Source organism: Mesorhizobium sp. M0040 (assembly GCF_040323505.1).
Lineage (GTDB): Bacteria > Pseudomonadota > Alphaproteobacteria > Rhizobiales > Rhizobiaceae > Mesorhizobium.
On the sequence record NZ_JAMYVA010000004.1, the window covers coordinates 193780 to 214647 of the forward strand.

Here is a 20868-nt window from a genome sequence, read left to right on the forward strand (position 1 = left end):
CCTTTGTCAGTTTTCTCGAAGACGCGAGCGCGGGCAACCGAAATCTTGGCTCCGGCCTGGCGGCAATGCTCTACATCGATCATGGCAGCGCGGCGCCCGCTTCAGCCACTGGCGAAGGGGACGGCGACGAACATCTGGGCGTCGCCGCGCTCGACAAGCAGCAGCACCGATTTCTTGCCGGATTTGGCAGCCTGCACAATCGCCTGGTTAGCCTGTCTGGCGCTCCTCACCGGATGCTGGTCGACGCCGACGATGATGTCGCCGGGCTGGATGCCGGAAGCCGATGCCGCCTTGTTCGGGTCGACGCGCTCGACCAGCGCGCCGTGCTGGTTGCCTGCCAGGTTCATTGCCTGGCGCACATCCGGGGTGACGTCCATCAGGCCAAGACCGAGCGCCGGTGCGCGAAGGCCCGGCTCCGTCGACGGCTGACCCCGATCGCCGGTCACCGATCCCGTTGCCATGTCGTCTTCGTTGCGCCCGACCTCGACGGAGATCTGCAGGCTTTGCCCCTGGCGCCGGACATCGAGGGTTTCCCTCGTGCCGGGCGCAACGTCGGCGACGGCACGCGACAGATCCCTTGGATCCTTTATGTCGCGGCCGGCGAAATTGGTAATGACGTCGCCGGTCTCGATGCCGGCCTTGGCGGCCGGCGATCCGTCGCTGACCTGCGCGACCAGCACGCCGGCTGGGTGATCGAGGCCGATGGCGCTCGCCATGTCAGGCGTCACCGGCTGGATCTGGACGCCGAGATAGCCGTACTGGATGGAGCCGCCCTTCATCAGTTTGGCGACGACCTTTTGCGCCTGGTCCGAGGGAATGGCGAAGCCGACGCCGACGCTGCCGCCATTCGGCGAAAAGATCGCCGTGTTGATGGCGACGACATTGCCGTTCACATCCGTCAGCGGGCCGCCGGAATTGCCCCGGTTGATCGGTGCGTCGATCTGGATGAAGTCGTCAAACGGCCCGCTATGCAGGTCGCGGCCGCGCGCCGAGACGATGCCGGCCGTGACCGTGGTGCCAAGGCCGAAAGGATTGCCGAAGGCGAGCACCTGGTCGCCCGGCATGAGCTTGTCGGAATCGCCCCATTTGACGGTCGGCAAGGGCTTGCCGGCTTTGACCACGAGCACGGCAAGATCGTTCTTGGCGTCATGACCGATCAATTTGGCGGGAAGCTCGGTGCCGTCGTCGAGCGTCACCTTGATCGACTGGGCGCCGTCGACGACGTGATTGTTGGTGACGATGGTGCCGTCGGCGCCGACGATGAAGCCTGAGCCGAGGGCCTCGGTGCGCGGCGCCTGTTCCGGCGGTGTCTTGGGGGCGGGCTGTCCCTGGTCATCGAAGAAATGGCGGAAATAATCGTCGAAAGGCGAGGTTCCGCCAAAGGGAGAGGCGTCGCTCATGGTGTCCGGCTGTTGTACTTTCATGACCGTCGTGATGGTCACCACTGCCGGTTTGTCGGCCGCCACGACCGGAGCGAACGAACCGCTGGGCGCCGTCATGCCGGTGACAGGTGGGGTCACTGTTGCCGCCAGAACATCATTCAGCCTGGGAGCGAGGGGCAGGGCGAAGGGGCTGACGATCAGCGCGGCGCCCAGCAAAGCGGCGACGCGATGTCTGCGAAGGGTGTGGATTGGTGACATGGCCGTTGTCCGGGCGAGAGATTGATCGGGCGCCGCAGCGTTCCGTCACCGGAACGCTCTATCGGCGTGTCGGCCTTGCCTGTCTCGCCTGGCACGGCGGCCGACCGGATCGACAGCCCCGCATCTAGGGCGCCGATCGTGGTTTCCAGATAATATTACGAAGATTTAATTTCCGGCTGGCAGCCGCCTTGCCGGGCTGGCGCCGAAACCCGAAAACAAAAACCCGCCTTGCGGCGGGTCGTTGGGGCGAATCAGCACCATATCGATATTAGTAGCATAGCTGCCGGCACAAAGCAAGAACAAAATAGCTGCCCAAGACAAATCGCTTCAGATTTGCGCCGCCTCAGCCGAGGCCTCCTATTCGCCTTTCCGGTCCGTCCGGCTGAGATAGGTGGTGGCGATCTCGCGCATCCGCCTGCCATCGAAGCTCGGTCCATGGCCGCCATGGCCGATCCGGATCGGCAGCTCGAGCAGGCGCTGCATCGTGCGGCGATAGGCGGCACGATCCGAATCCGGCAGGTCGTCGATCAGCATGGCGTCGTAGATGGCGTCGCCGGCGAAGAACAGGCCGTCAGCCTCGTCGAACAGCGCGATCGAATCCGGAGAGTGGCCGGGCAGATGCAGGACGCGGAATTGGCGGTCGCCGAGGTCGATCCTGTCGCCCTCGTCCAGGGTCCGGGCCAGAGGCGCCGGCTGAATCCTGTAATCGGCCGCCTTCCAGCCCTTTGCCGGCAGCCTGGAGACGGCGCCTTCCAGATCATGGAACATGTAGGCGTAGGTCACCGCTTCATCCATGCTGTCGAACTGCGCGGCGCTGTGGCGCGGCCCTGCCCGCAGCGGAAACTCGTGCAGCGAGCCGACATGATCGAGATGGATATGCGTGGCGACGACGAGCAGCGGCTTGCCGGACGGCGTGTCGATCTGCGGCGCCAGCGGGCAGATCCCCATGCCGGTGTCGACCAGCAGGTCGACATCGCGGCCGCGCAGATGCCAGATGTTGGCGCGCACGAATTCGTGCACGAAGGGCTCGGTCAGCATCGTCGTATTGGCGTTGACGATGGTTTTGCTGAACCAGCTGTCCATCAGATCAAGGCCGGCATCAGACGAACGGCTTGCCGACCTTGTACTTTTGCGGGACCAGCCGCTTCAGATAGGCCATCCCCGCATCGGACAGCCGGTTGACATCCGGCAGCATGAAATCATCCGGCATATGGCGCGTCTTGCCGGCGACGTTCTTCAGCGGCACCTTCTTCAGCACGGTTTTCTTGCCGTCATATTGCAGCGCCACCGAACCGCCCCCCTCGTCGGCCACCGTGACCGCGAAGGCACCGGCATCGAAGGCCTCCTGCGCGTCCACCGCGCTGATGGCACCAACATAGCCGCGCGGCATATAGCCGAGCGCATCGACGCGCGCCCGCTTGCCCGGCAATCCTTCGGCGAGCGCGCGCTCCAAGGCTGCCGGCAGGTCGCTGCCCGACAGCTTGACGTTGCCGTGCTGGTCGCGCTCCAGCCTTTCCGGCGGCACCAGGCTTTCGACCAGCGCTTTGCCGTCGGCGGTGCTGACGCCTTCGGAGACGGCAACGATGCAGCGCTTGTGGCGGTCGAGCGTGGCGCGCACGTCGTCGATGAAACCGGCCGCCGAGAACGGCCGCTCCGGCACGTAGACGAGATGCGGGCCGCTATCCTGATCGAGCTGCCAGGCCGCGGACGCGGCCGTCAGGAAACCGGCATGCCGGCCCATGACGATGCCGACATAGATGCCCGGCAGAGCGCGGAAATCGAGATCGACCGAAAGGAATGCTCCAGCGACGAACTCGGCCGCCGACATGAAGCCGGGCGTGTGATCGTTCTCCTCGAGATCGTTGTCGATGGTTTTCGGCGCGTGGACGAAGGCGATCTTGCCGCCGGCGGCGTCGGTGAGGATCTGCTGCGTGCCCGAGGTGTCGTTGCCGCCGATATAGATGAAGGCATCGGCGCCGGCTTTCTTCAAGCCGTTGAGGATGAGGTCGCAATAGGCGGCATCCGGCTTGTCGCGCGTCGAACCAAGCGCGGCGCTCGGTGTCGCCGCGATCAGCCGCAGGCGGTCCTCGGGGATGGCGGAAAGATCGACGTAATTGCCGTCACGAATTCCGCGCACGCCGTGGATGGAACCAAGGACCTTGGCTCCGGGATGCCGCTTGCGGATTTCGAGCGCAGCACCCACCACGGTCTGGTTGATGACGGCGGTCGGGCCGCCGCCTTGCGCGATGACAAAAGTTCCGGCCATTGTTCACGTCTCCCGGGCGGTGAAAATCGCAGGCACATTCGCCTGTCTTGCGGCATCGCGCAACGGCAGAGGCAGTGGGTCAGTTTGAAATCGAGCCACTCTTCGCCTGCAGCGCGATAGGATCCGTTTCGACGAGCCGAAATGACCTGACCATACTCGCCGTCTGCGCCTTGTATTTGAGAAAGTGCGGCGTGGTCAGGTGGGCCTCATAGGCCGCCTGATCGGCGTAGCATTCGATCACGCGCACCTTTTCAGGCGTGCCTTTTACTGCCACCGCATGAAGGAAAAGCACGCCCGGCTCGACGCGTACAGAAGCCTCAATCTCTTCTGCAAGCAGGGCCCTGTAGCTGCCGATCTGCTTAGGATCGATTTCCAGTTCGGCTATCCTGACAAGCGGCATCAATTGCTTTCTTGCTTCTTGCAAGGGACCACGCATGGTCGGCTTCTCCGCTTCGCTCGCCTCGATCAGCGCAACGATGTCGCGATCTCCCAAAACTTGTCAGTCACGCGAGCGGACATGGCTGGGCAAGGCGAAGCGTCGCATGAATTCGCACAAAATTGTAGTACATGGGTGTGCAGCGCTAGCCGGCAAAGTAATCGCTCGAGCCTTGGCCTCCGGTCAGACGACGACGACCGGATTCTTCTTGGAGACGCGGCTGTAGAGATCGATGATGTCCTGGTTGATCAGGCGCACGCAGCCCGACGACATCGCCTGGCCGATGCTCCACCATTCGGGCGAGCCGTGGATGCGATAGCCGGTGTCGCTGCCGTTCTGATAGATGTAGAGGGCACGCGCGCCGAGCGGATTGTCGAGGCCGCCCGGCTGTCCGCTTTGCCATTTCACCAGTTCCGGCCTGCGGGCGATCATCTCGGGCGGCGGGGTCCAGACCGGCCATTCCTTGCCGTACTGGATGTTGGCGCGGCCGGACCAGCGGAACCCGTCCTTGCCGATGCCGACGCCGTAACGGATCGCATCGCCGCCGGGCTGCACCAGATAGAGCAGCCGTTCCTGCGAGTGAACGACGATGGTGCCGGGTTGCTCGCCGGTCGGATCGACGACGATCTGGCGGCGGAACTCCGGCTTGACCTTGAGATAGGGCACTTCCGGCACATTGAAGCCACCGTCGGTGAGCGAAGCGTACATCACGTCGGGGCTGGTGATGTTCTTGTCGACGCTGATACTCGGACGGATGGGCCGGATCGAGCCGGTGGTGACGTCGTCGAGCTGGAGCGACGGCAGATCCAGCGTCTGGCTGCAGCCGGCGATGCCGAGCAGTGCCAGCGCGCCGGCGCCGGACAGCGCCGTGCGGCGGGAAAGCTGTATTTCGGTTTCGATTGCGTCACCATCGTGCGGCAGCGACAGACCTTGCGGCAACTCACGCATTTACCCAACCCTACGCTGTCGGCGGGAAACACGGTCCGGCCGGATAGCACGCATTTTCGCCAATCATGGTTGAAAAAGCGTGAAGGCCGGCAGCCCGGCGTTAACGAGGGGCTTTTTCGATTCTTGCCTCTTTACATCTGCGCGAGGCCAAGGATTTATCATCTTCTTTGAGCTCAAGGAGAAGAAAATGTCCTTCGAAAACTGGGCCGCCTTTGCCGCCGCCTCGGCAGTCCTTCTGGTCATTCCGGGCCCGACCATCCTGCTGGTGGTTTCCTATGCGCTCGGCCAGGGCTGGCGCACCGCGCTGCCGATGGCTGTCGGCGTGGCGCTCGGCGACTTCACCGCGATGACATTGTCGATGCTGGGCATCGGCGCGCTGCTGGCGGCGTCGGCCACCGTGTTTACCGTGCTGAAGGTGATCGGCGCCGGCTATCTGATCTATCTCGGCATCAAGCTGTTTCGCGCCGGCGGCGCGCTCCGGGCCGAACCGCGCACCGATGCGGTGTCATCGGCGAAAATGACGGCGCACGCCTGGCTGGTTACCGCGCTCAATCCGAAAAGCATCACCTTTTTCGTCGCCTTCCTGCCGCAGTTCCTCGACCGGCATGCGGATTTCTGGACACAGATGCTGATCTTCGAGACGACCTTCCTGGCGCTCGCCTTCGCCAATGCCTTCGGTTATGCGCTGATCGCGGCAAGGGCGCGCAACGTGGTGCGCAACCCAAAGGCGATCCGCATCTTCAACCGCACCGGCGGCACGCTGCTGGTCAGCGCGGGGATCGCGACAGTGGCGATGCGCTCGGGCAACTGAGGACAGACCATGGCGGTGAGCGATGCATTCGGCCTGACGCTGTCTGGCGCGACGGAGGCCGGGCTCTCGTCCTACAGCCGGGCTGTTCGCGAATTGCAGTGCTTCATCGGCGATCCGGTCGGTTCCGTTGACCGGGCAATCGCCGAAGATCCCGGCTTCGTCATGGCGCATGTGTTCAAGGGTTATCTCTTTGGCCTTGCCACAGAGCGCGAAGCGACGGCGGTGGCCAAGGCATGTCACGAGGCAGCGCTGCCACTTGCCGCGACGACGCGCGAGCAGGCGCATGTCGCCGCCCTTGGCCACCTTGCAGAGGGACGCTGGCACGAAGCCGCCCGCGTGCTGGAGGATATCGCCATCGAGTTTCCGCTCGATGCGCTGGCGCTGCAGACCGGCCACCAGATCGACTTCTTCACCGGCAATGCGCGCATGCTGCGCGACCGCATCGGCCGCGCGCTGCCGTCCTGGCAGAGCGGCATGCCGGGCTACCATGCCATACTCGGCATGCAAGCCTTCGGGCTGGAAGAGATGGGCGACTACGCGCGCGCCGAAAAACTTGGCCGCACGGCGGTCGATATCGAGCCGCGCGACGGCTGGGCCCAGCATGCGGTGGCCCATGTCATGGAGATGCAGAGCCGGCAGAAGGACGGCATTCTGTGGATGCGCGCCAATCCCGAAGCGTGGACGCGGGAAAGCTTCCTGCAGGTGCATAATTGGTGGCATCTGGCGCTGTTCCATTATGATCTCGGCGAAACCGACGAGGTGCTGGCGCTCTACGACGGGCCGATCTATGGCGAGCGCTCGACGCTGGCGCTCAACATGGTCGATGCCTCGGCGATCCTGTGGCGGCTGCATCTCGGCGGCGTCGATGTCGGCGAGCGCTGGACGGCACTCGCCGCCAACTGGTTGCCCAAGGCCAGCGCCGGCCATTATGCCTTCAATGACGCCCACGCGATGATGGCGTTTGTCGGCGCCGGCCTCGAAGCGCCGGCCCGCGGCTTGCTCGAGGCGCAGCGCGAGGCGATGCGCGGCAAGGACGACAACGCTGCTTTCACCAGGGATGTCGGCCATCCCCTGACGCTCGCCATCAAGGCATTCGGCGAGGGCAATTATGCCGGGACGATACGTCTGATCCGGCCGATCCGGGCAATCGCCCATCGCTTCGGCGGCAGCCACGCACAACGCGACGTCATCGACCTGACGCTGATCGAAGCGGCATTGCGTTCCGGTGATGGCGCGCTGGCGAGGGCGCTTGCGGCGGAACGCGCGCTGGCACGGCCGGACAGCCCGTTGTCGGCACTGTTTTCACGGCGTGCAACCGCTCTCGCGGCGAATTGACCAAGGCCACATCTTGCCTTAAAAACTGCCCCGACCAGATTTTTTCGAGCGTCGAAAAAATCTTCGCGTGTTGACCGGGGTGCGTTTCCGGCGGCACGATTGCCGGGATATCTTCGCCGCCCGTGTCACAGGACTGGGCGGGGAAAGCAAGAAAGACCGTCGCCGCCAGGCATGACGGACATGGGAGGAAACATGTATCTCGGCCTCGATCTCGGCACCTCGGGCGTCAAGGCGCTGCTGATCGATGCAAGGCAGAGCATCGTCGGTTCCGGCCATGCGCCGCTCGACGTGTCGCGCCCGCATCCCGGCTGGTCCGAGCAGAACCCGGCCGACTGGATGCGCGCCTGCGAAGCGGCGGTCGGCGAGCTGCGGTCCATACATGCGAAGGAACTCGCGGCGGTCAAAGGCATCGGCCTTTCCGGCCATATGCATGGCGCCACCCTGCTCGATGCCGCCGACCAGGTGCTGCGCCCTTGCATCCTGTGGAACGACACGCGCAGCCACGCCGAGGCGGCCGCACTCGACGCCGACCCGCCCTTTCGCAAGCTGACCGGCAACATCGTCTTTCCCGGTTTCACCGCGCCAAAGCTGGCCTGGGTCAGGAACAACGAACCGGATGTTTTCGCCAAGGTGGCAAAGGTCCTGCTACCGAAGGACTTTTTGCGGCTCTGGCTCGCCGGCGAGCACATTTCGGAAATGTCGGATTCGGCTGGCACGTCGTGGCTCGATGTCGGCAAACGAGCCTGGTCCGCCGAACTGCTCGCTGTCACGTCGCTCGACGAAAGGCAGATGCCGTCGTTGGTCGAAGGCACGGCCAAGGCCGGTGCCTTGCGCGCCGAACTGGCCGCGAAATGGGGCATGCAGGCGGGCATCCCGATCGCCGGCGGTGCCGGCGACAATGCGGCTTCGGCCTGCGGCATGGGCACTGTCGGCGCCGGCCAGGCGTTCGTCTCGCTCGGCACGTCGGGCGTGCTTTTTGCCGCCAACGCGTCCTATCTGCCCAATCCGGAAAGCGCCGTGCATACCTTCTGCCACGCACTGCCCGGCACCTGGCACCAGATGGGCGTCATCCTGTCGGCAACCGATTCGCTCAACTGGCTGTCGGGGATCGCTGGAAAAAGCGCCGGCGAGTTGACCGCCGAACTCGGCGAAGCGCTGCAGGCGCCGAGCGGCGTCTCCTTCCTGCCGTACCTGTCAGGCGAGCGGACGCCTCACAATGATTCCGTCATTCGGGGCGCCTTTACCGGGCTTGCCCACGAATCCGGCCGCGCGGCGCTGACTCAGGCCGTGCTCGAAGGCGTCGCCTTCGCTTTCCGCGACAGCCTCGAAGCCCTGGCCAAAGCCGGCACGACGCTGACCCGGGTGACGGCGATCGGCGGCGGCTCGCGTTCGCGCTACTGGCTGAAGGCCATCGCCACAGCGCTTGGCCTGCCCATCGATATTCCAGCCGACGGCGATTTCGGCGCCGCCTTCGGAGCGGCCCGGCTTGGCCTGATCGCGGCGACAGGCGCCGATCCGCGCGCCGTGTGCACGGCGCCGGCGACGGACGCCACGGTCGAGCCGGTCGCCGCCCTCGGCGGTGCCTATGCAGATGCCTATCAGCGCTACCGCCAGCTTTACCCGGCGATCAGGAGCGCCACGGCGTGAGCGGTTTCCCGCCCTCGCCGTGGCCTGCCGAGAAGGCCTCACTGTGCCGGCACCTTGTCGAGAAAGCCGGTGACGCTTTTCAGCCGGCCATTTTCGATGACGCCGATATCGGTGCCTTCGATGACGGATTCGGTGCCGTCCGGCCCGAGGTTCCAGGAGAAGCGGATGGTATCGGCGAAGCCGTCCGGCTTGCCTTTCAGCGAGAACCTGAAGCCGGCAAAGCGCTGCTGCACGCCGTCGATCAGCGCCGCGATGCCGTCATGGCCGTCGCCCCGCATGATCGGATCGCGATAGCCGACGTCCTCGGTGAAGGTTGCCTCGAGCAAGGCTTTTCTGCGCGCGGCGTCGCTCTCGTTCCAGGCGGCGATGTAGTTTTCGGCAATGGTGTTGAGGTCGGTCATGGTCTGTCTCCTTCGTTGGGTGGCTTTGACATGAGCCTTTTCGACCAGCGTCAGCGCGAAACCAATTACGCCTGAGGTAATCAGGCCGGACCATGCGAGAGGAAAAGAACATGAGCAGCGGTTTTTTCGGCGACATCCAACAGATCAAATACGAGGGACCGGATTCGACCAATCCGCTGGCCTACCGGTTCTACAATCCCGACGAGATTGTCGCCGGCAAGCGGCTGGAAGACCATCTGCGCTTTGCCGTCGCTTATTGGCATTCCTTTGCCTGGCCGGGCGGCGATCCGTTCGGCGGCCAGACGTTCGACCGGCCGTGGTTTCCGAAGGCCGGCAGCACCGACACGATGGAGTTGGCCAAGCTCAAGGCCGACGTCGCCTTCGAGATGTTTTCGTTGCTGGGTGCGCCTTATTTCTGCTTCCACGATGCCGACGTGCGGCCGGAGGGCCGGGACTTTTCCGAAAGTGCGGCGCGGCTCGACGAGATCGCCGATTACTTCTCGGGAAAGATGAAGCAGACCGGCGTCAAGCTGTTGTGGGGCACGGCCAACCTGTTCTCCAACCGCCGCTTCATGTCAGGCGCCGCCACCAATCCCGATCCGGACGTCTTTGCCTATTCGGCGGCGACGGTGAAACACTGCATCGACGTCACCAAGCGTCTGAACGGCGAGAACTACGTGCTGTGGGGCGGCCGCGAGGGCTATGAGACGCTGCTCAACACCGACCTTGCCCGCGAGCAGGAACAGGCCGGCCGTTTCCTCAACCTGGTCGTCGATTACAAGCACAGGATCGGCTTCGAAGGCACCATCCTGATCGAGCCGAAGCCGCAGGAGCCGACCAAGCACCAGTACGATTACGACGTCGCCACCGTCTACGGCTTCCTCAAGCGTTTCGGACTGGAGAACGAGGTCAAGCTCAACATCGAGCAGGGCCACGCCATCCTGGCCGGCCATTCGTTCGAACATGAACTGGCGCTGGCCAATGCGCTCGGCATTTTCGGTTCGATCGACATGAACCGCAACGACTACCAGTCGGGCTGGGATACCGACCAGTTCCCGAACAATGTGCCGGAGATGGCACTGGCCTACTATCAGGTGCTGCAGGCCGGCGGCTTCAAGACCGGCGGCACCAATTTCGACGCCAAGCTCAGGCGCCAGTCGCTCGATCCGCAGGATCTGCTGATCGGCCATATCGGCGGCATGGATTGCTGCGCTCGCGGCCTCAAGGCAGCGGCACGAATGGTCGAGGACAAGGCGCTGTCCGCCCCGCTCGCCGAGCGCTATGCCGGCTGGGATTCGGCCGAGGCCAAGGCGATGCTTGCCGGCAAGCGCACGCTCGAGGAAATCGCCGAGCGCGTCGTCAAAGAGAAGATCGAGCCGCAGCCCAGATCCGGCCGCCAGGAATTGCTCGAAAACATCGTCAACCGGTACGTCTGAGGCGTACCGTTTTCATGGCCGCATTGTTCAGCGGCCGCCGGCTAAAGACGGCTTTCCGCGGGGCTGAACCGACGAAGGTTTTGCCCCGTGTGAAACTCGCGTGGCCTGTTCGCTGACCGGGTCTGGCGCGCCTTAGCCGTGATCGAGGCCTCTCAGGTAGGCGCAAAACATGTCGGCCATGGCGTTGGCGTAGACTTCAATCTCCTTGGGGGTTCGAGGCGTCTCCGAGAACTGCTTCCCCACCGTGCTGAGCGTCGTCATGACCAGGTCGCCGGCCAATTCGCGAGTCGCTTGCGCGGCGCTCGGCAACGCCTCCTGCATGAAGAGCTGGATGGTGCGGTCTCCGGACGCCCTCGCCGCCTGCGCCTCGGGCGCGTCGCGGTAAAGCGGGGCGGCGTCGTCGAGCGCCACACGCACCGCAGCCTCCTCACACTCCGAGCGGAGGAAGGCGTGGACCAGGTCGCGCAGCCGGTCAAGCGGCGGTTTCCTGATATCCTCGAGGATATCGCGCAGCAAACTGGTCGTCTGCCGCCATTCGTCGCTCTGGAGCCGGAACAGGATCGCCGCCTTGTTCGGAAAATACTGATACAGCGATCCGACGCTGACGCCGGCCTTCTCGGCCACGCGCGCCGTGGTGAAGCGCTGCGCGCCTTCCCTCGCCAAAACCTGAACAGCAGCCTGCAAAATCGCAGCGACGAGCTCCGCCGAGCGGGCCTGCTTCGGCTGTTTTCGCGAGGAAATCCGCGGACTTCGGTTGTCGCTCATTGAGAGCCGCGCCAATGCGATTAGTGAATGCGAATGATTAGTCGTATTTTGAATGTCGCACAAGAACGCATTCAATTCCGACTGGAGACCGATATGACCACACTGACGACAACGCCGCTCGCGCCCCTGCTGGACCGCCTGTTCGAGGAAGCCGCTGCGGCAACAAGCCCTGCAGTGGCGGAACTCTCCGCCGAGGAGCGGATGCGGCTGGTTCGAAGCAAGACCGAATACCTCGATTTCTATGGGCGGCTAAGGGATCTCTGGCTTCCCGTTTCGCGAGAGACCGGCACGCTGCTCTACATGCTGGCACGAGGCAGCAGCGCACGGACGATCGTTGAATTTGGAACCTCGTTCGGCATCTCGACCCTGCACCTTGCCGCAGCCTTGCGGGACAATGGCCGTGGCCGCCTGATCACCAGCGAGTTCGAGCCATCCAAGGTCGCGCGCGCGAGGAGTAATCTGACAGCAGGCGGTCTCATTGACATGGTGGAAATCCGCGAAGGAGACGCGCTGCAAACATTAAGCGTCGATCTTCCCGAAAGCGTCGACCTGCTTCTGCTCGACGGCGCCAAAGCGCTCTATCCCGAGATCTTGAGTCTGGTTGAAAGCCGCCTCAGACCGGGCGCCTTCGTCGTTGCCGACAACGCAGATCTTTGCCCCGAATACCTCGAGCGGGTGCGCTCGACCGGGAGTGGCTACATGTCCACGCCGTTCGGCGAGGATGTTGAACTGTCGATGCGGCTTGGCTGAAGCACTGCGTGACCTCCGGAACGATCGTGCCCAAGATGGGCGGCGGCGGACAAAACTTTGCCCGGCATCGCCCATCAATCGCCTCGCTCTTGCCTTCAAACAGCCGTCACGAACCTCCTATAGTGTGGTTCGTGGCGGGATTCAGAAAGAAGGAGGCGAAACGATATGCAGCACGAACGCGAAATCGACGCCCTGCTCTCATCTGGCGAGGCTGGATCGATCATCGACCGGCTGATGGCGCTGCCGCACCCGAAACAAGGTGCGCTGAGTGCAAACGAATGGGATCGCGCGGTCGCCAGCCGCTTCGAGACCCATCTTGCGAGACAGATGCGCTCGCAGATCGACGGCAGCAGCGACCGCCAGGACGCTGCCTGATCTACCTTTGCCTATGCATGTCGTTATCCCAAAACCGCTACGCACGCTCGGGTCAAGCCCGTGGCCAAGCTTTTGGGCGACATGCATTATCCCCGACGCAGCCTGACCGGCGCTTCGCCGAACGCTCTTGAAAACGCTCTGGAAAATGCCGCGGCGGACGAAAACCCCGTTCGCCCGGCAATGTCCGCCATGGCGATGCGCGTGTCGACCACCAGCCGGCGCGCGGCGCCGAGGCGCAGCCTGAGGTAATAAGCGCCGGGCGTTTCGCCGATCGACTTGCGAAAGATGCTTTCCAGCGTCCGTGCCGTCACCCCGGCGCGCTTTGCCACGGCGGCGATAGTCAGCGGCTGGTCGACATGCGCTTCCATCAGCCGAATGGCTTGCGCCAGCCTGGGATCGTAGCCGTCGAGACGACCGAGCGAGACCAGCGGTTGCGCGTCCGTCGCGGCGCGCGCCTGGTCGTAGATGAAGACGCTCGCGACATCTAGCGCCACGGCCATGCCGAGCCGCGTGCGGATCAGATGCAGCATCAGGTCGAAGGTCGGCGAGGCGCCGCCGGTGGTGAACACCGGGCCATCGATGACGTAGCGGTCGGGGCGCACGTCGACGCCGGGAAAGGCCGACGAGAAATCCTCCATGTCCTCCCAGTGGGTGGTGGCGCTGCGCCCCTCCAGCAGACCCGCGCGGGCAACCAGCCAGGTGCCGGCCTCGACGCCGCCGCAGGCGCGTGCCGCGCGCGCCGCCCGGCGCAGTCCGGACAGCAGGGCCGATGTGGCGTAGTTCTGCGTGCCGAAGCCGGCGACGACGACCAGCATATCGGTTGTGTCAGCCGCATCGAAGCGGCCGCTGACCGCCACCGGCAGGCCGCATGTGGTGACCGGCGCCTCGCCTGTCACCGAGACCAGCCTGAAATCGAACAGCGTCTCACCGGCAATGCGGTTGGCGGCGCGCAACGGATCGACGGCCGACGCGACGCACATGATCGACGAGCCGGAGAATACCAGCAGCGTTACCTTGAGCGGCAAACGCTCGGCCCGAAAGATCGTCGGTTTTTCGTTTTTGTTCACACGATCTTCGTAAAACGCAAAACAGTTTCCGGCAAGTCAGGCATTCTTGCCCTACGTTCTATTGGGAGAGAGTCCGATGCCGTTAGCGATGAACCGTGAGGTTTTCATTACCTGTGCCGTGACCGGGTCGGGCAGTTCGCAGGATCGCAGCCCGCATGTGCCGCGCTCGCCCAGAGAGATCGCCGATTCGGCCATCGAGGCGGCAAAGGCAGGTGCCGCAATCGTGCACTGCCATGTGCGCGATCCCGAGACCGGCAAGCCTAGGCGCGACGTGCATCTCTATCGCGAAGTAACCGAGCGCATCCGCGCGGCAGACGTCGACGTGGTGCTGAACCTGACCGCCGGCATGGGCGGTGACATGGTATTCGGCCCGCCGGAGAAGCCGCTGCCGCTGAACGAAAAAGCCACCGACATGGGCGGTGCCAGCAACCGCATGGAGCACGTCCGCCAGTGCCTGCCGGAAATCTGCACGCTCGACTGCGGCACCATGAATTTCGCCGAGGCCGACTATGTCATGACCAATACGCCCGGAATGCTGCGTGCCATGGGCGGCATGATGACGGCGCTCGGCGTCAAGCCCGAGATCGAGGCCTTCGACACCGGGCATCTGTGGTTCGCCAAGCAATTGGTCGAGGAAGAAGTGCTGAAGCCGGACGCCTTGGTGCAATTGTGCATGGGCGTGCCGTGGGGCGCGCCGGACGACCTCAACACCTTCATGGCCATGGTCAACAATGTACCGTCGACCTGGAACTGGTCGGCCTTTGCCATTGGCCGCAACCAGATGGCCTATGTCGCGGCCGCGGTGCTGGCCGGCGGCAATGTCCGCGTCGGACTGGAGGATAATCTCTGGCTCGACAAGGGTGTGCTGGCGACCAATGCGCAGCTGGTCGAGCGGGCGGTCAGCATCGTGTCGAATATGGGCGCCAGGGTCATCGGCCCGGACGAAGTCCGCAAGAAGCTGAACCTGACGAAGCGCGCACCGCTTTGAAAAGCCGGTAGCCGGTTGGGAGGAGCCGCCGATGAAGACCGTGAAATTCACCGCCATGAAGGACGGCGACCGCGAGGATTACGCCTTCCTCACCGAGCACGAGATCGACTACGCGGCAAAGACCGGCGAGCGGCTGCTCGACGCGCTCGTCCAGCTTGATGCGGGCCTCTCGGGCTACAAGATCACCCGGCTCGGCCATTCACTGCAAGCGGCAACACGGGCCTGGCGCGACGGCGCCGACACCGACTGGATTGCCTGCGCCTTGCTGCACGATATCGGAGACATCTACGCGCCCTATAACCACGACGAGTATGCGGCGTCGATCCTGAAGCCTTTTGTGCGCGAGCAATGCACCTGGGTGGTGGAAAAGCACGGCGATTTCCAGCGCCTCTATTACGCCCACCACCTCGGCGGCAATCCGCACGCCCGCGACCGTTTCGCCGAGCACATCTACTTCGACGATTGCGATGAGTTTTGCGAACGCTGGGATCAGTCGAGCTTCGACCCGGATTACGAGACATTGCCGATCGATTTCTTCCGGCCCTTCGTGCTCGAAGTGTTCGCGCGCAAGGCCTATGACGCATGCGTGATCCGTGCCGGCGAACGCGTCGCCCTCACCGACCCCGCAACAGCCAGCACCAGAACCGGAGCTTCCGCATGAGCATCATCAACAAAGCGGCCGCCATCGGCGGCGGCGTCATCGGCGCCGGCTGGGTGGCGCGGCTGCTGCTCAACGGCATCGACGTGTCGATCTTCGATCCCGACCCCGAGGCATCACGCAAGGTCGGCGAGGTGATGAAGGGAGCACGACGCGCCTACAAGCAGATGCTGCCCGGCGGCCTGCCGAAGGAGGGCAAGCTTACCTTCGCCAAGACCATCGCCGAGGCGGTCGCCGACGCCGATTTAATCCAGGAAAGCGTGCCGGAACGGCTCGACCTGAAGCACCGCGTGCTGGCCGAGATCGACCTTTATGCGCCGGCCAACGCAATTGTCGGCTCCTCCACTTCCGGCATCAAGCCGACCGACATGCAGGTAGCGATGAAGAAGCATCCGGAGCGGCTGGTCGTCGGCCATCCGTTCAACCCCGTCTATCTGCTGCCGCTGGTCGAGATCGTCGGCGGCGAACAGACCTTTCCCGAGGCGATCGAGGTCGCCAAGGAGATCTATGCCTCGATCGGCATGAAGCCGGTGGTGATCCGCAAGGAGATCGAAGCCTTCGTCGGCGACCGGCTGCTCGAAGCGGCGTGGCGCGAGGCGCTGTGGCTGGTCAAGGACGGCATCTGCACGGTCGAGGAGCTCGACGACATCATGCGCTACGGCTTCGGCCTGCGCTGGGCGCAGATGGGCATGTTCCAGGTCTATCGCGTCGCCGGCGGCGAGGCCGGCATGCGCCACTTCTTGGCGCAGTTCGGCCCGTGCCTGAAATGGCCGTGGACCAAGCTGATGGACGTGCCGGAGTTCAACGATGAGCTGGTCGAGCTGATCGCGACCCAGTCGGACGATCAGGCGCACGGTCTGTCGATCCGCGATCTCGAAAAGATCCGCGACGACAATCTGGTCGCCATCATGGAGGCACTGTCGAAGCAGAACAAAGGCAAAGGCTGGGGCGCGGGCGCGCTGCACAAGGACTACACCAGGCAGCTGGCCAAGCTCGCGGCGAAGAAGCCCACCGCCTCCAAGGCGGCCGAAAAGACCAAGGCTGAAAAGCCGAAGAAAAAGAAGAAAGGCTGAGACCATGGATTTTGGTCTTTCGGAGGAGCAGAAGCTCATCGTCGAGACGACGCGGGCCTTCGTAGAGAACGAGCTTTACCCGCATGAGCGCGAGGTTGAACGCACCGGCGTGCTGCGCCGCGAGCTGATCGAGGAGATCAAGGCCAAGGCGATCGAAGCCGGCCTCTATGCCGCCAACATGCCGGCCGATGTCGGCGGCGCCGGGCTCGATACGGTGACCTGGCTGCTCTATGAGAAGGAACTCGGCCGCGCCAATTACGCGCTGCATTGGACCTGCGTGGCGCGGCCTTCGAACATCCTTCTCGCCGGCACGCCGGAGCAGCGCGAAAAATATCTGTTTCCCTGCATTCGCGGCGAGAAATGGGATTGCCTGGCAATGACCGAGCCGGGCGCCGGCTCCGATCTGCGCGGCATGAAGGCAAGCGCCGTGCAAGACGGCGACGACTGGGTGCTGAACGGCACCAAGCATTTCATCAGCCATGCGGACCTCGCCGATTTCGCCATCGTCTTCATGGCCTCGGGGGAGGAAGAGGCTTCGCGTGGCAAACGCAAGAAGATCACCGCCTTTTTCGTCGACAAGGGCACCAAGGGCTTCACCGTGCGCGACGGCTACCGCAACGTCTCGCATCGCGGCTACACCAATGCCATCCTCGAATTCGACGATTGCCGGCTGCCGGCGAGCCAGGTTCTGGGCGAGGTCCACAAAGGCTTCGATGTCGCCAATTCATGGCTCGGCGCAACGCGCCTGCAAGTCGGCGCCACCTGCCTTGGCCGTGCCGAGCGGGCGCTTGGCCATGCCATCGAATACGCCGCGCAGCGCCAGCAATTCGGCCAGCCGATCGGCAAGTTCCAGGGCGTGTCGTTCAAGCTCGCCGACATGGCGACCGAGCTGAAGGCCGCCGACCTGATGGTGTTCGAAGCCGGCTGGAAGTACGATCAGGGCACCGTTACCGATCAGGACATGGCCATGGCCAAGCTGAAGGCCACCGAGATGCTTGCCTTCGTCGCCGATGAGGCGATCCAGATCCATGGCGGCATGGGGCTGATGGACGATTTGCCGCTCGAGCGCATCTGGCGCGACGCCCGCGTCGAGCGCATCTGGGAAGGCACTTCGGAAATCCAGCGCCACATCATCTCGCGGGCGCTGCTGCGCCCGTTCGGGGGCTGAACAGCGCAATGTCTGCATTCCTTCGCGCCCCCCTCTGTCCTATCGGACATCTCCCCCTCAAGGGGGGAGATCGGCCGCCATTCCTGATTTCGCCAGTTATTACCGTTGCATGCCTCGGGCCGGCGGCCCAGCTGCCAATCTCCCCCCTTGAGGGGGAGATGCCCGGCAGGGCAGAGGGGGGTGTTTATGCACAAACTTGAGCGCCTTCTGCGCCCACGAACGATCGCCGTCTTCGGTGGTGCGCAGGCTGCCGCCGTCGTCGCGCAATCGATCAAGATGGGCTTTGCCGGCGAGATCTGGCCGGTGCATCCGAGCAAGGCCGAGGTCGCCGGCCGCAAGGCCTATCGCTCGGTGGCCGAATTGCCCGGCGCGCCGGATGCCGCTTTCGTCGGCGTCAACCGGCACTTGACCATCGAAGTGGTCAAGGCACTGGCCGAGCGCGGCGCCGGCGGTGCGGTCTGCTTCGCCGCCGGCTTCCTCGAAACCGAGGCCTATGACGAGGACGGCGAGCGGCTGCAGGCCGAGCTGGTCGCGGCGGCGGGCCAAATGCCGATCATCGGGCCGAACTGCTATGGGCTGATCAATTACGCCGACGGCGCGCTTTTGTGGCCCGACCAGCATGGCGGCATCAGGCTGCCTGAAGGCGGTCGCGGCGTTGCCATCATCACCCAGTCGTCGAACATCGCCATCAACATGACGATGCAGAAGCGCGGCCTGCCGATCGCCTTTCTGATGACCGCCGGCAACCAGGCGCAGACCGGGCTTTCCGAAATGGCGCTCGGCCTGATCGAGGACGACCGCGTCACCGCGCTCGGCCTGCATATCGAGGCCTTCGATTCGGTAGCCGGCTTCGAAAGGCTGGCGGCACGGGCACGCGAGCTGAAGAAGCCTGTCATCGCCATGAAGGTCGGCCGCTCCGAGCAGGCGCGGCAGGCGACCGTTTCCCATACCGCGTCGCTGGCCGGCTCGGACGCAGCGTCCGGCGCCTTCCTGAAGCGGCTCGGCATCGCCCGCATCGATTCGATCCCGGCCTTCATCGAGGCGCTCAAGCTGCTGCACGTCACCGGCCCCCTGCCCGGCTACCGGCTGTCGTCGATGAGCTGTTCGGGCGGCGAGGCGTCGGTGATGGCCGACAGCGCCGAAGGCCGCTGGGTGACGTTTCCGCCACTCACCCCCGAGCACCGCGCGCATGTCAAATCGACGCTCGGGCCGCTGGTCGCGGTGGCCAACCCGCTCGACTACCACACCTTCATCTGGAACAACGAGCCGGCGATGACCGCCACCTTCACCGCGATGGTGTCGGGCGGCTTCGACCTCAACATGCTGGTGCTCGATTTCCCGCGCCCCGACCGCTGCTCGGACACCGACTGGTGGGCGACGCTGCGCGCCTTCGAATCGGCCCTGAAGACCAACAGCGCGCAAGGCGCGATCGTCTCCTCGCTGCCGGAGAACCTGCCGGAGGAATACACTGCCGGCCTGATGGCGCGGGGCATGGTGCCGCTATTCGGCATCTCCGAAGCCATGGACGCCGCCCAGGCGGCGGCCTTCATCGGCTGGGCCTGGCGCGAGCCGCAGGCGCAGCCGATCGACACTTCGGCGTCCGGCGCGCCGGCCGGCGACCATGTCACGCCGGACGAGGCCGAGGCGAAGGCGCGGCTCATCGAGGCCGGGCTCCCCGTGCCGAAGGGCGAGCGCGCCGGCAACGCGGTCGAAGCTGTCATTTCCTCGATGGCGCTCGGCTTCCCGGTGGCGCTGAAGGCCCTTGGCGTCATCCACAAGTCCGAGCTCGACGCGGTCCGGCTCAATTTGAGGGATGCCGAATCGGTCAGCACCGCCGCCCATGATCTCGGCCCGCTCGGCACCGGCCTTTATGTCGAGCGCATGGTGCGCGACGGCGTCGCCGAGCTGCTCGTCGGCTTCACCCGCGACCCGATGTTCGGCGCCGTGATGACGCTCGGCACCGGCGGCGTGCTGGTCGAGCTGTTGCGCGACAGCGTCACGCTGATGCTGCCGGCGACCCGCGACGATATCGAGGCCGCTTTGCGCGGGCTGAAACTGTTCCCGCTGCTCGACGGCTATCGCGGTCGGCCGAAGGCCGATGTCGCAGCGGCAATCGATGCGATATCGGGCATTGCCGCTTTCGTGCAGCAAAACGCCGGCGAGATCGAGGAACTCGACATCAATCCGCTGATCGTCTGCACCGAAGGCAAGGGCGCCTGGATCGCCGATGCGCTGCTGGTGCTTGGAGAGAACAAAAATGTCTGACGTCATCACCACCCGCCGCGAGGGCACTGTCCTCGAAGTCACGCTCGACCGGCCCAAGGCCAATGCCATCGACCTGAAGACGTCGCGGCTGATGGGCGAGACTTTCAAGGCGTTTCGCGACGATCCCGACTTGCGCGTCGCCATCGTCAAGACCGCCGGTGACAAGTTCTTCTGCGCCGGCTGGGACCTGAAGGCCGCGGCCGGCGGCGACGCGGTCGACGGCGACTACGGCGTCGGCGGCTTCGGCGGGCTGCAGGAACTGCGCGACCTCAACAAGCCGGTGATCGCCTGCGTCAACGGCATGGCGGTCGGCGGCGGCTTCGAACTGGCGCTATCCTGCGACCTGATCTATGCGTCGGACCACTCCTCCTTCGCCCTGCCCGAAATCCGCGCCGGCACGCTTGCCGATGCGGCGACGATCAAGCTGCCGAAGCGTATCCCCTACCATGTCGCCATGGACCTTCTGCTCACCGGCCGCTGGATGGATGTCGCCGAGGCGCATCGATGGGGCCTGGTCAACGAGGTGCTGCCCAAGGAAAGACTGGAGGACCGCGTCTGGGAGATCGCGCGGCTGCTCGCCAGCGGCCCGCCGCTGGTCTTCGCCGCGATCAAGGAGACGGCCCGGGTCGCAGAATCGCTGACTTTCCAGGACGCGATGAACCGGGTGACGCGCCGGCAACTGTCGACGGTTGACGCACTCTACGGCTCGGAGGACAATCTCGAGGGCTTTCGCGCCTTTGCCGAGAAGCGCGATCCGGTGTGGAAGGGGAAGTAGTGGTATTGCAGGAATGATGGCGCTCACCCCCCTCTGGCCTGCCGGCCATCTCCCCCTCAAGGGG

The 20868-nt window shown here is 64.5% G+C and carries 20 protein-coding genes; 12 read left to right on the forward strand and 8 right to left on the reverse strand.

Annotated features, from left to right (window positions below; genetic code table 11):
* Positions 1–101 precede the first annotated feature (101 nt).
* From NKJ91_RS05645 to NKJ91_RS05665, 5 genes are all read right to left on the reverse strand, one after another.
* Entirely contained in the window at positions 102–1640 is a 1539-nt protein-coding gene (locus NKJ91_RS05645) for a DegQ family serine endoprotease (RefSeq protein WP_352454769.1), read from the reverse strand.
* Positions 1641–1997: 357 nt separating this feature from the next.
* Positions 1998–2723 carry an MBL fold metallo-hydrolase gene (locus NKJ91_RS05650; RefSeq protein WP_352454770.1) on the reverse strand — a complete coding sequence of 242 codons (726 nt, stop codon included), beginning with the start codon at positions 2721–2723 and terminating at the stop codon, positions 1998–2000.
* Positions 2724–2739: 16 nt separating this feature from the next.
* The gene (locus NKJ91_RS05655; protein ID WP_352451606.1) at positions 2740–3906 is read right to left on the reverse strand and encodes a diphosphate--fructose-6-phosphate 1-phosphotransferase; all 1167 of its coding nucleotides are present in this window, start codon (positions 3904–3906) and stop codon (positions 2740–2742) included.
* Positions 3907–3985: 79 nt separating this feature from the next.
* Positions 3986–4306 (reverse strand): putative quinol monooxygenase, encoded by a 321-nt coding sequence (locus NKJ91_RS05660; RefSeq protein WP_352454839.1) that lies wholly within the window; start codon positions 4304–4306, stop codon positions 3986–3988.
* A 219-nt stretch (positions 4307–4525) separates the two neighbouring features.
* Positions 4526–5290 carry a L,D-transpeptidase gene (locus tag NKJ91_RS05665; RefSeq protein WP_352454771.1) on the reverse strand — a complete coding sequence of 255 codons (765 nt, stop codon included), beginning with the start codon at positions 5288–5290 and terminating at the stop codon, positions 4526–4528.
* A 187-nt stretch (positions 5291–5477) separates the two neighbouring features.
* Here NKJ91_RS05665 and NKJ91_RS05670 point away from each other — a divergent pair, with 187 nt between their 5' ends.
* The 3 genes from NKJ91_RS05670 to xylB all read left to right on the forward strand — a co-directional run bounded on the left by NKJ91_RS05670 (position 5478) and on the right by xylB (position 9083).
* Positions 5478–6101, forward strand: coding sequence for a LysE family translocator (locus tag NKJ91_RS05670; protein WP_352454772.1), 624 nt, complete (start codon positions 5478–5480; stop codon positions 6099–6101).
* Positions 6102–6110: 9 nt separating this feature from the next.
* Entirely contained in the window at positions 6111–7436 is a 1326-nt protein-coding gene (locus NKJ91_RS05675; protein ID WP_352454773.1) for a tetratricopeptide repeat protein, read from the forward strand.
* Between the two features lie 192 nt (positions 7437–7628).
* A complete protein-coding gene (xylB, locus tag NKJ91_RS05680; RefSeq protein ID WP_352451677.1) occupies positions 7629–9083 on the forward strand; it encodes a xylulokinase in 1455 nt (484 codons plus the stop codon).
* Between the two features lie 38 nt (positions 9084–9121).
* Here xylB and NKJ91_RS05685 read toward each other — a convergent pair whose 3' ends face one another.
* A complete protein-coding gene (locus NKJ91_RS05685; RefSeq protein WP_352451610.1) occupies positions 9122–9484 on the reverse strand; it encodes a nuclear transport factor 2 family protein in 363 nt (120 codons plus the stop codon).
* A 110-nt stretch (positions 9485–9594) separates the two neighbouring features.
* Here NKJ91_RS05685 and xylA point away from each other — a divergent pair, with 110 nt between their 5' ends.
* Positions 9595–10920 carry a xylose isomerase gene (gene xylA, locus NKJ91_RS05690; RefSeq protein WP_352451611.1) on the forward strand — a complete coding sequence of 442 codons (1326 nt, stop codon included), beginning with the start codon at positions 9595–9597 and terminating at the stop codon, positions 10918–10920.
* A gap of 132 nt (positions 10921–11052) precedes the next feature.
* On the opposite strand, the gene NKJ91_RS05695 is transcribed toward xylA, so the two are convergent.
* Entirely contained in the window at positions 11053–11685 is a 633-nt protein-coding gene (locus NKJ91_RS05695; RefSeq protein ID WP_352454840.1) for a TetR/AcrR family transcriptional regulator, read from the reverse strand.
* A gap of 93 nt (positions 11686–11778) precedes the next feature.
* Here NKJ91_RS05695 and NKJ91_RS05700 point away from each other — a divergent pair, with 93 nt between their 5' ends.
* Together NKJ91_RS05700 and NKJ91_RS05705 are read left to right on the forward strand one after the other, a co-directional pair.
* Positions 11779–12435: an O-methyltransferase gene (locus NKJ91_RS05700; protein WP_352454774.1), complete on the forward strand. Its 657-nt coding sequence runs from the start codon at positions 11779–11781 to the stop codon at positions 12433–12435.
* A gap of 165 nt (positions 12436–12600) precedes the next feature.
* Positions 12601–12810, forward strand: coding sequence for a hypothetical protein (locus NKJ91_RS05705; protein WP_023680243.1), 210 nt, complete (start codon positions 12601–12603; stop codon positions 12808–12810).
* Positions 12811–12896: 86 nt separating this feature from the next.
* On the opposite strand, the gene NKJ91_RS05710 is transcribed toward NKJ91_RS05705, so the two are convergent.
* Positions 12897–13877, reverse strand: coding sequence for a GlxA family transcriptional regulator (locus tag NKJ91_RS05710; protein WP_352454775.1), 981 nt, complete (start codon positions 13875–13877; stop codon positions 12897–12899).
* A 76-nt stretch (positions 13878–13953) separates the two neighbouring features.
* On the opposite strand from NKJ91_RS05710, the gene bcoG reads away from it, so the two are divergent.
* The 6 genes from bcoG to NKJ91_RS05740 all read left to right on the forward strand — a co-directional run bounded on the left by bcoG (position 13954) and on the right by NKJ91_RS05740 (position 20804).
* On the forward strand, positions 13954–14865 hold the full coding sequence (bcoG, locus tag NKJ91_RS05715) for a 3-dehydrocarnitine:acetyl-CoA trimethylamine transferase BcoG (protein ID WP_352454776.1): 912 nt from the start codon (positions 13954–13956) through the stop codon (positions 14863–14865).
* A 31-nt stretch (positions 14866–14896) separates the two neighbouring features.
* Positions 14897–15526 carry an HD domain-containing protein gene (locus NKJ91_RS05720; RefSeq protein WP_352454777.1) on the forward strand — a complete coding sequence of 210 codons (630 nt, stop codon included), beginning with the start codon at positions 14897–14899 and terminating at the stop codon, positions 15524–15526.
* Complete coding sequence (locus NKJ91_RS05725; RefSeq protein WP_352454778.1) at positions 15523–16596, forward strand: 3-hydroxyacyl-CoA dehydrogenase NAD-binding domain-containing protein; 1074 nt, start codon at positions 15523–15525, stop codon at positions 16594–16596. The genes NKJ91_RS05720 and NKJ91_RS05725 overlap by 4 nt, the downstream gene beginning before the upstream one ends.
* Positions 16597–16600: 4 nt before the next feature.
* Positions 16601–17764, forward strand: coding sequence for an acyl-CoA dehydrogenase family protein (locus NKJ91_RS05730; RefSeq protein ID WP_352454779.1), 1164 nt, complete (start codon positions 16601–16603; stop codon positions 17762–17764).
* Between the two features lie 186 nt (positions 17765–17950).
* A complete protein-coding gene (locus NKJ91_RS05735; RefSeq protein WP_352454780.1) occupies positions 17951–20029 on the forward strand; it encodes an acetate--CoA ligase family protein in 2079 nt (692 codons plus the stop codon).
* On the forward strand, positions 20022–20804 hold the full coding sequence (locus NKJ91_RS05740; RefSeq protein ID WP_352454781.1) for a carnitinyl-CoA dehydratase: 783 nt from the start codon (positions 20022–20024) through the stop codon (positions 20802–20804). Before NKJ91_RS05735 ends, NKJ91_RS05740 begins: the two co-directional genes overlap by 8 nt.
* The last annotated feature ends 64 nt before the right edge of the window (positions 20805–20868 follow it).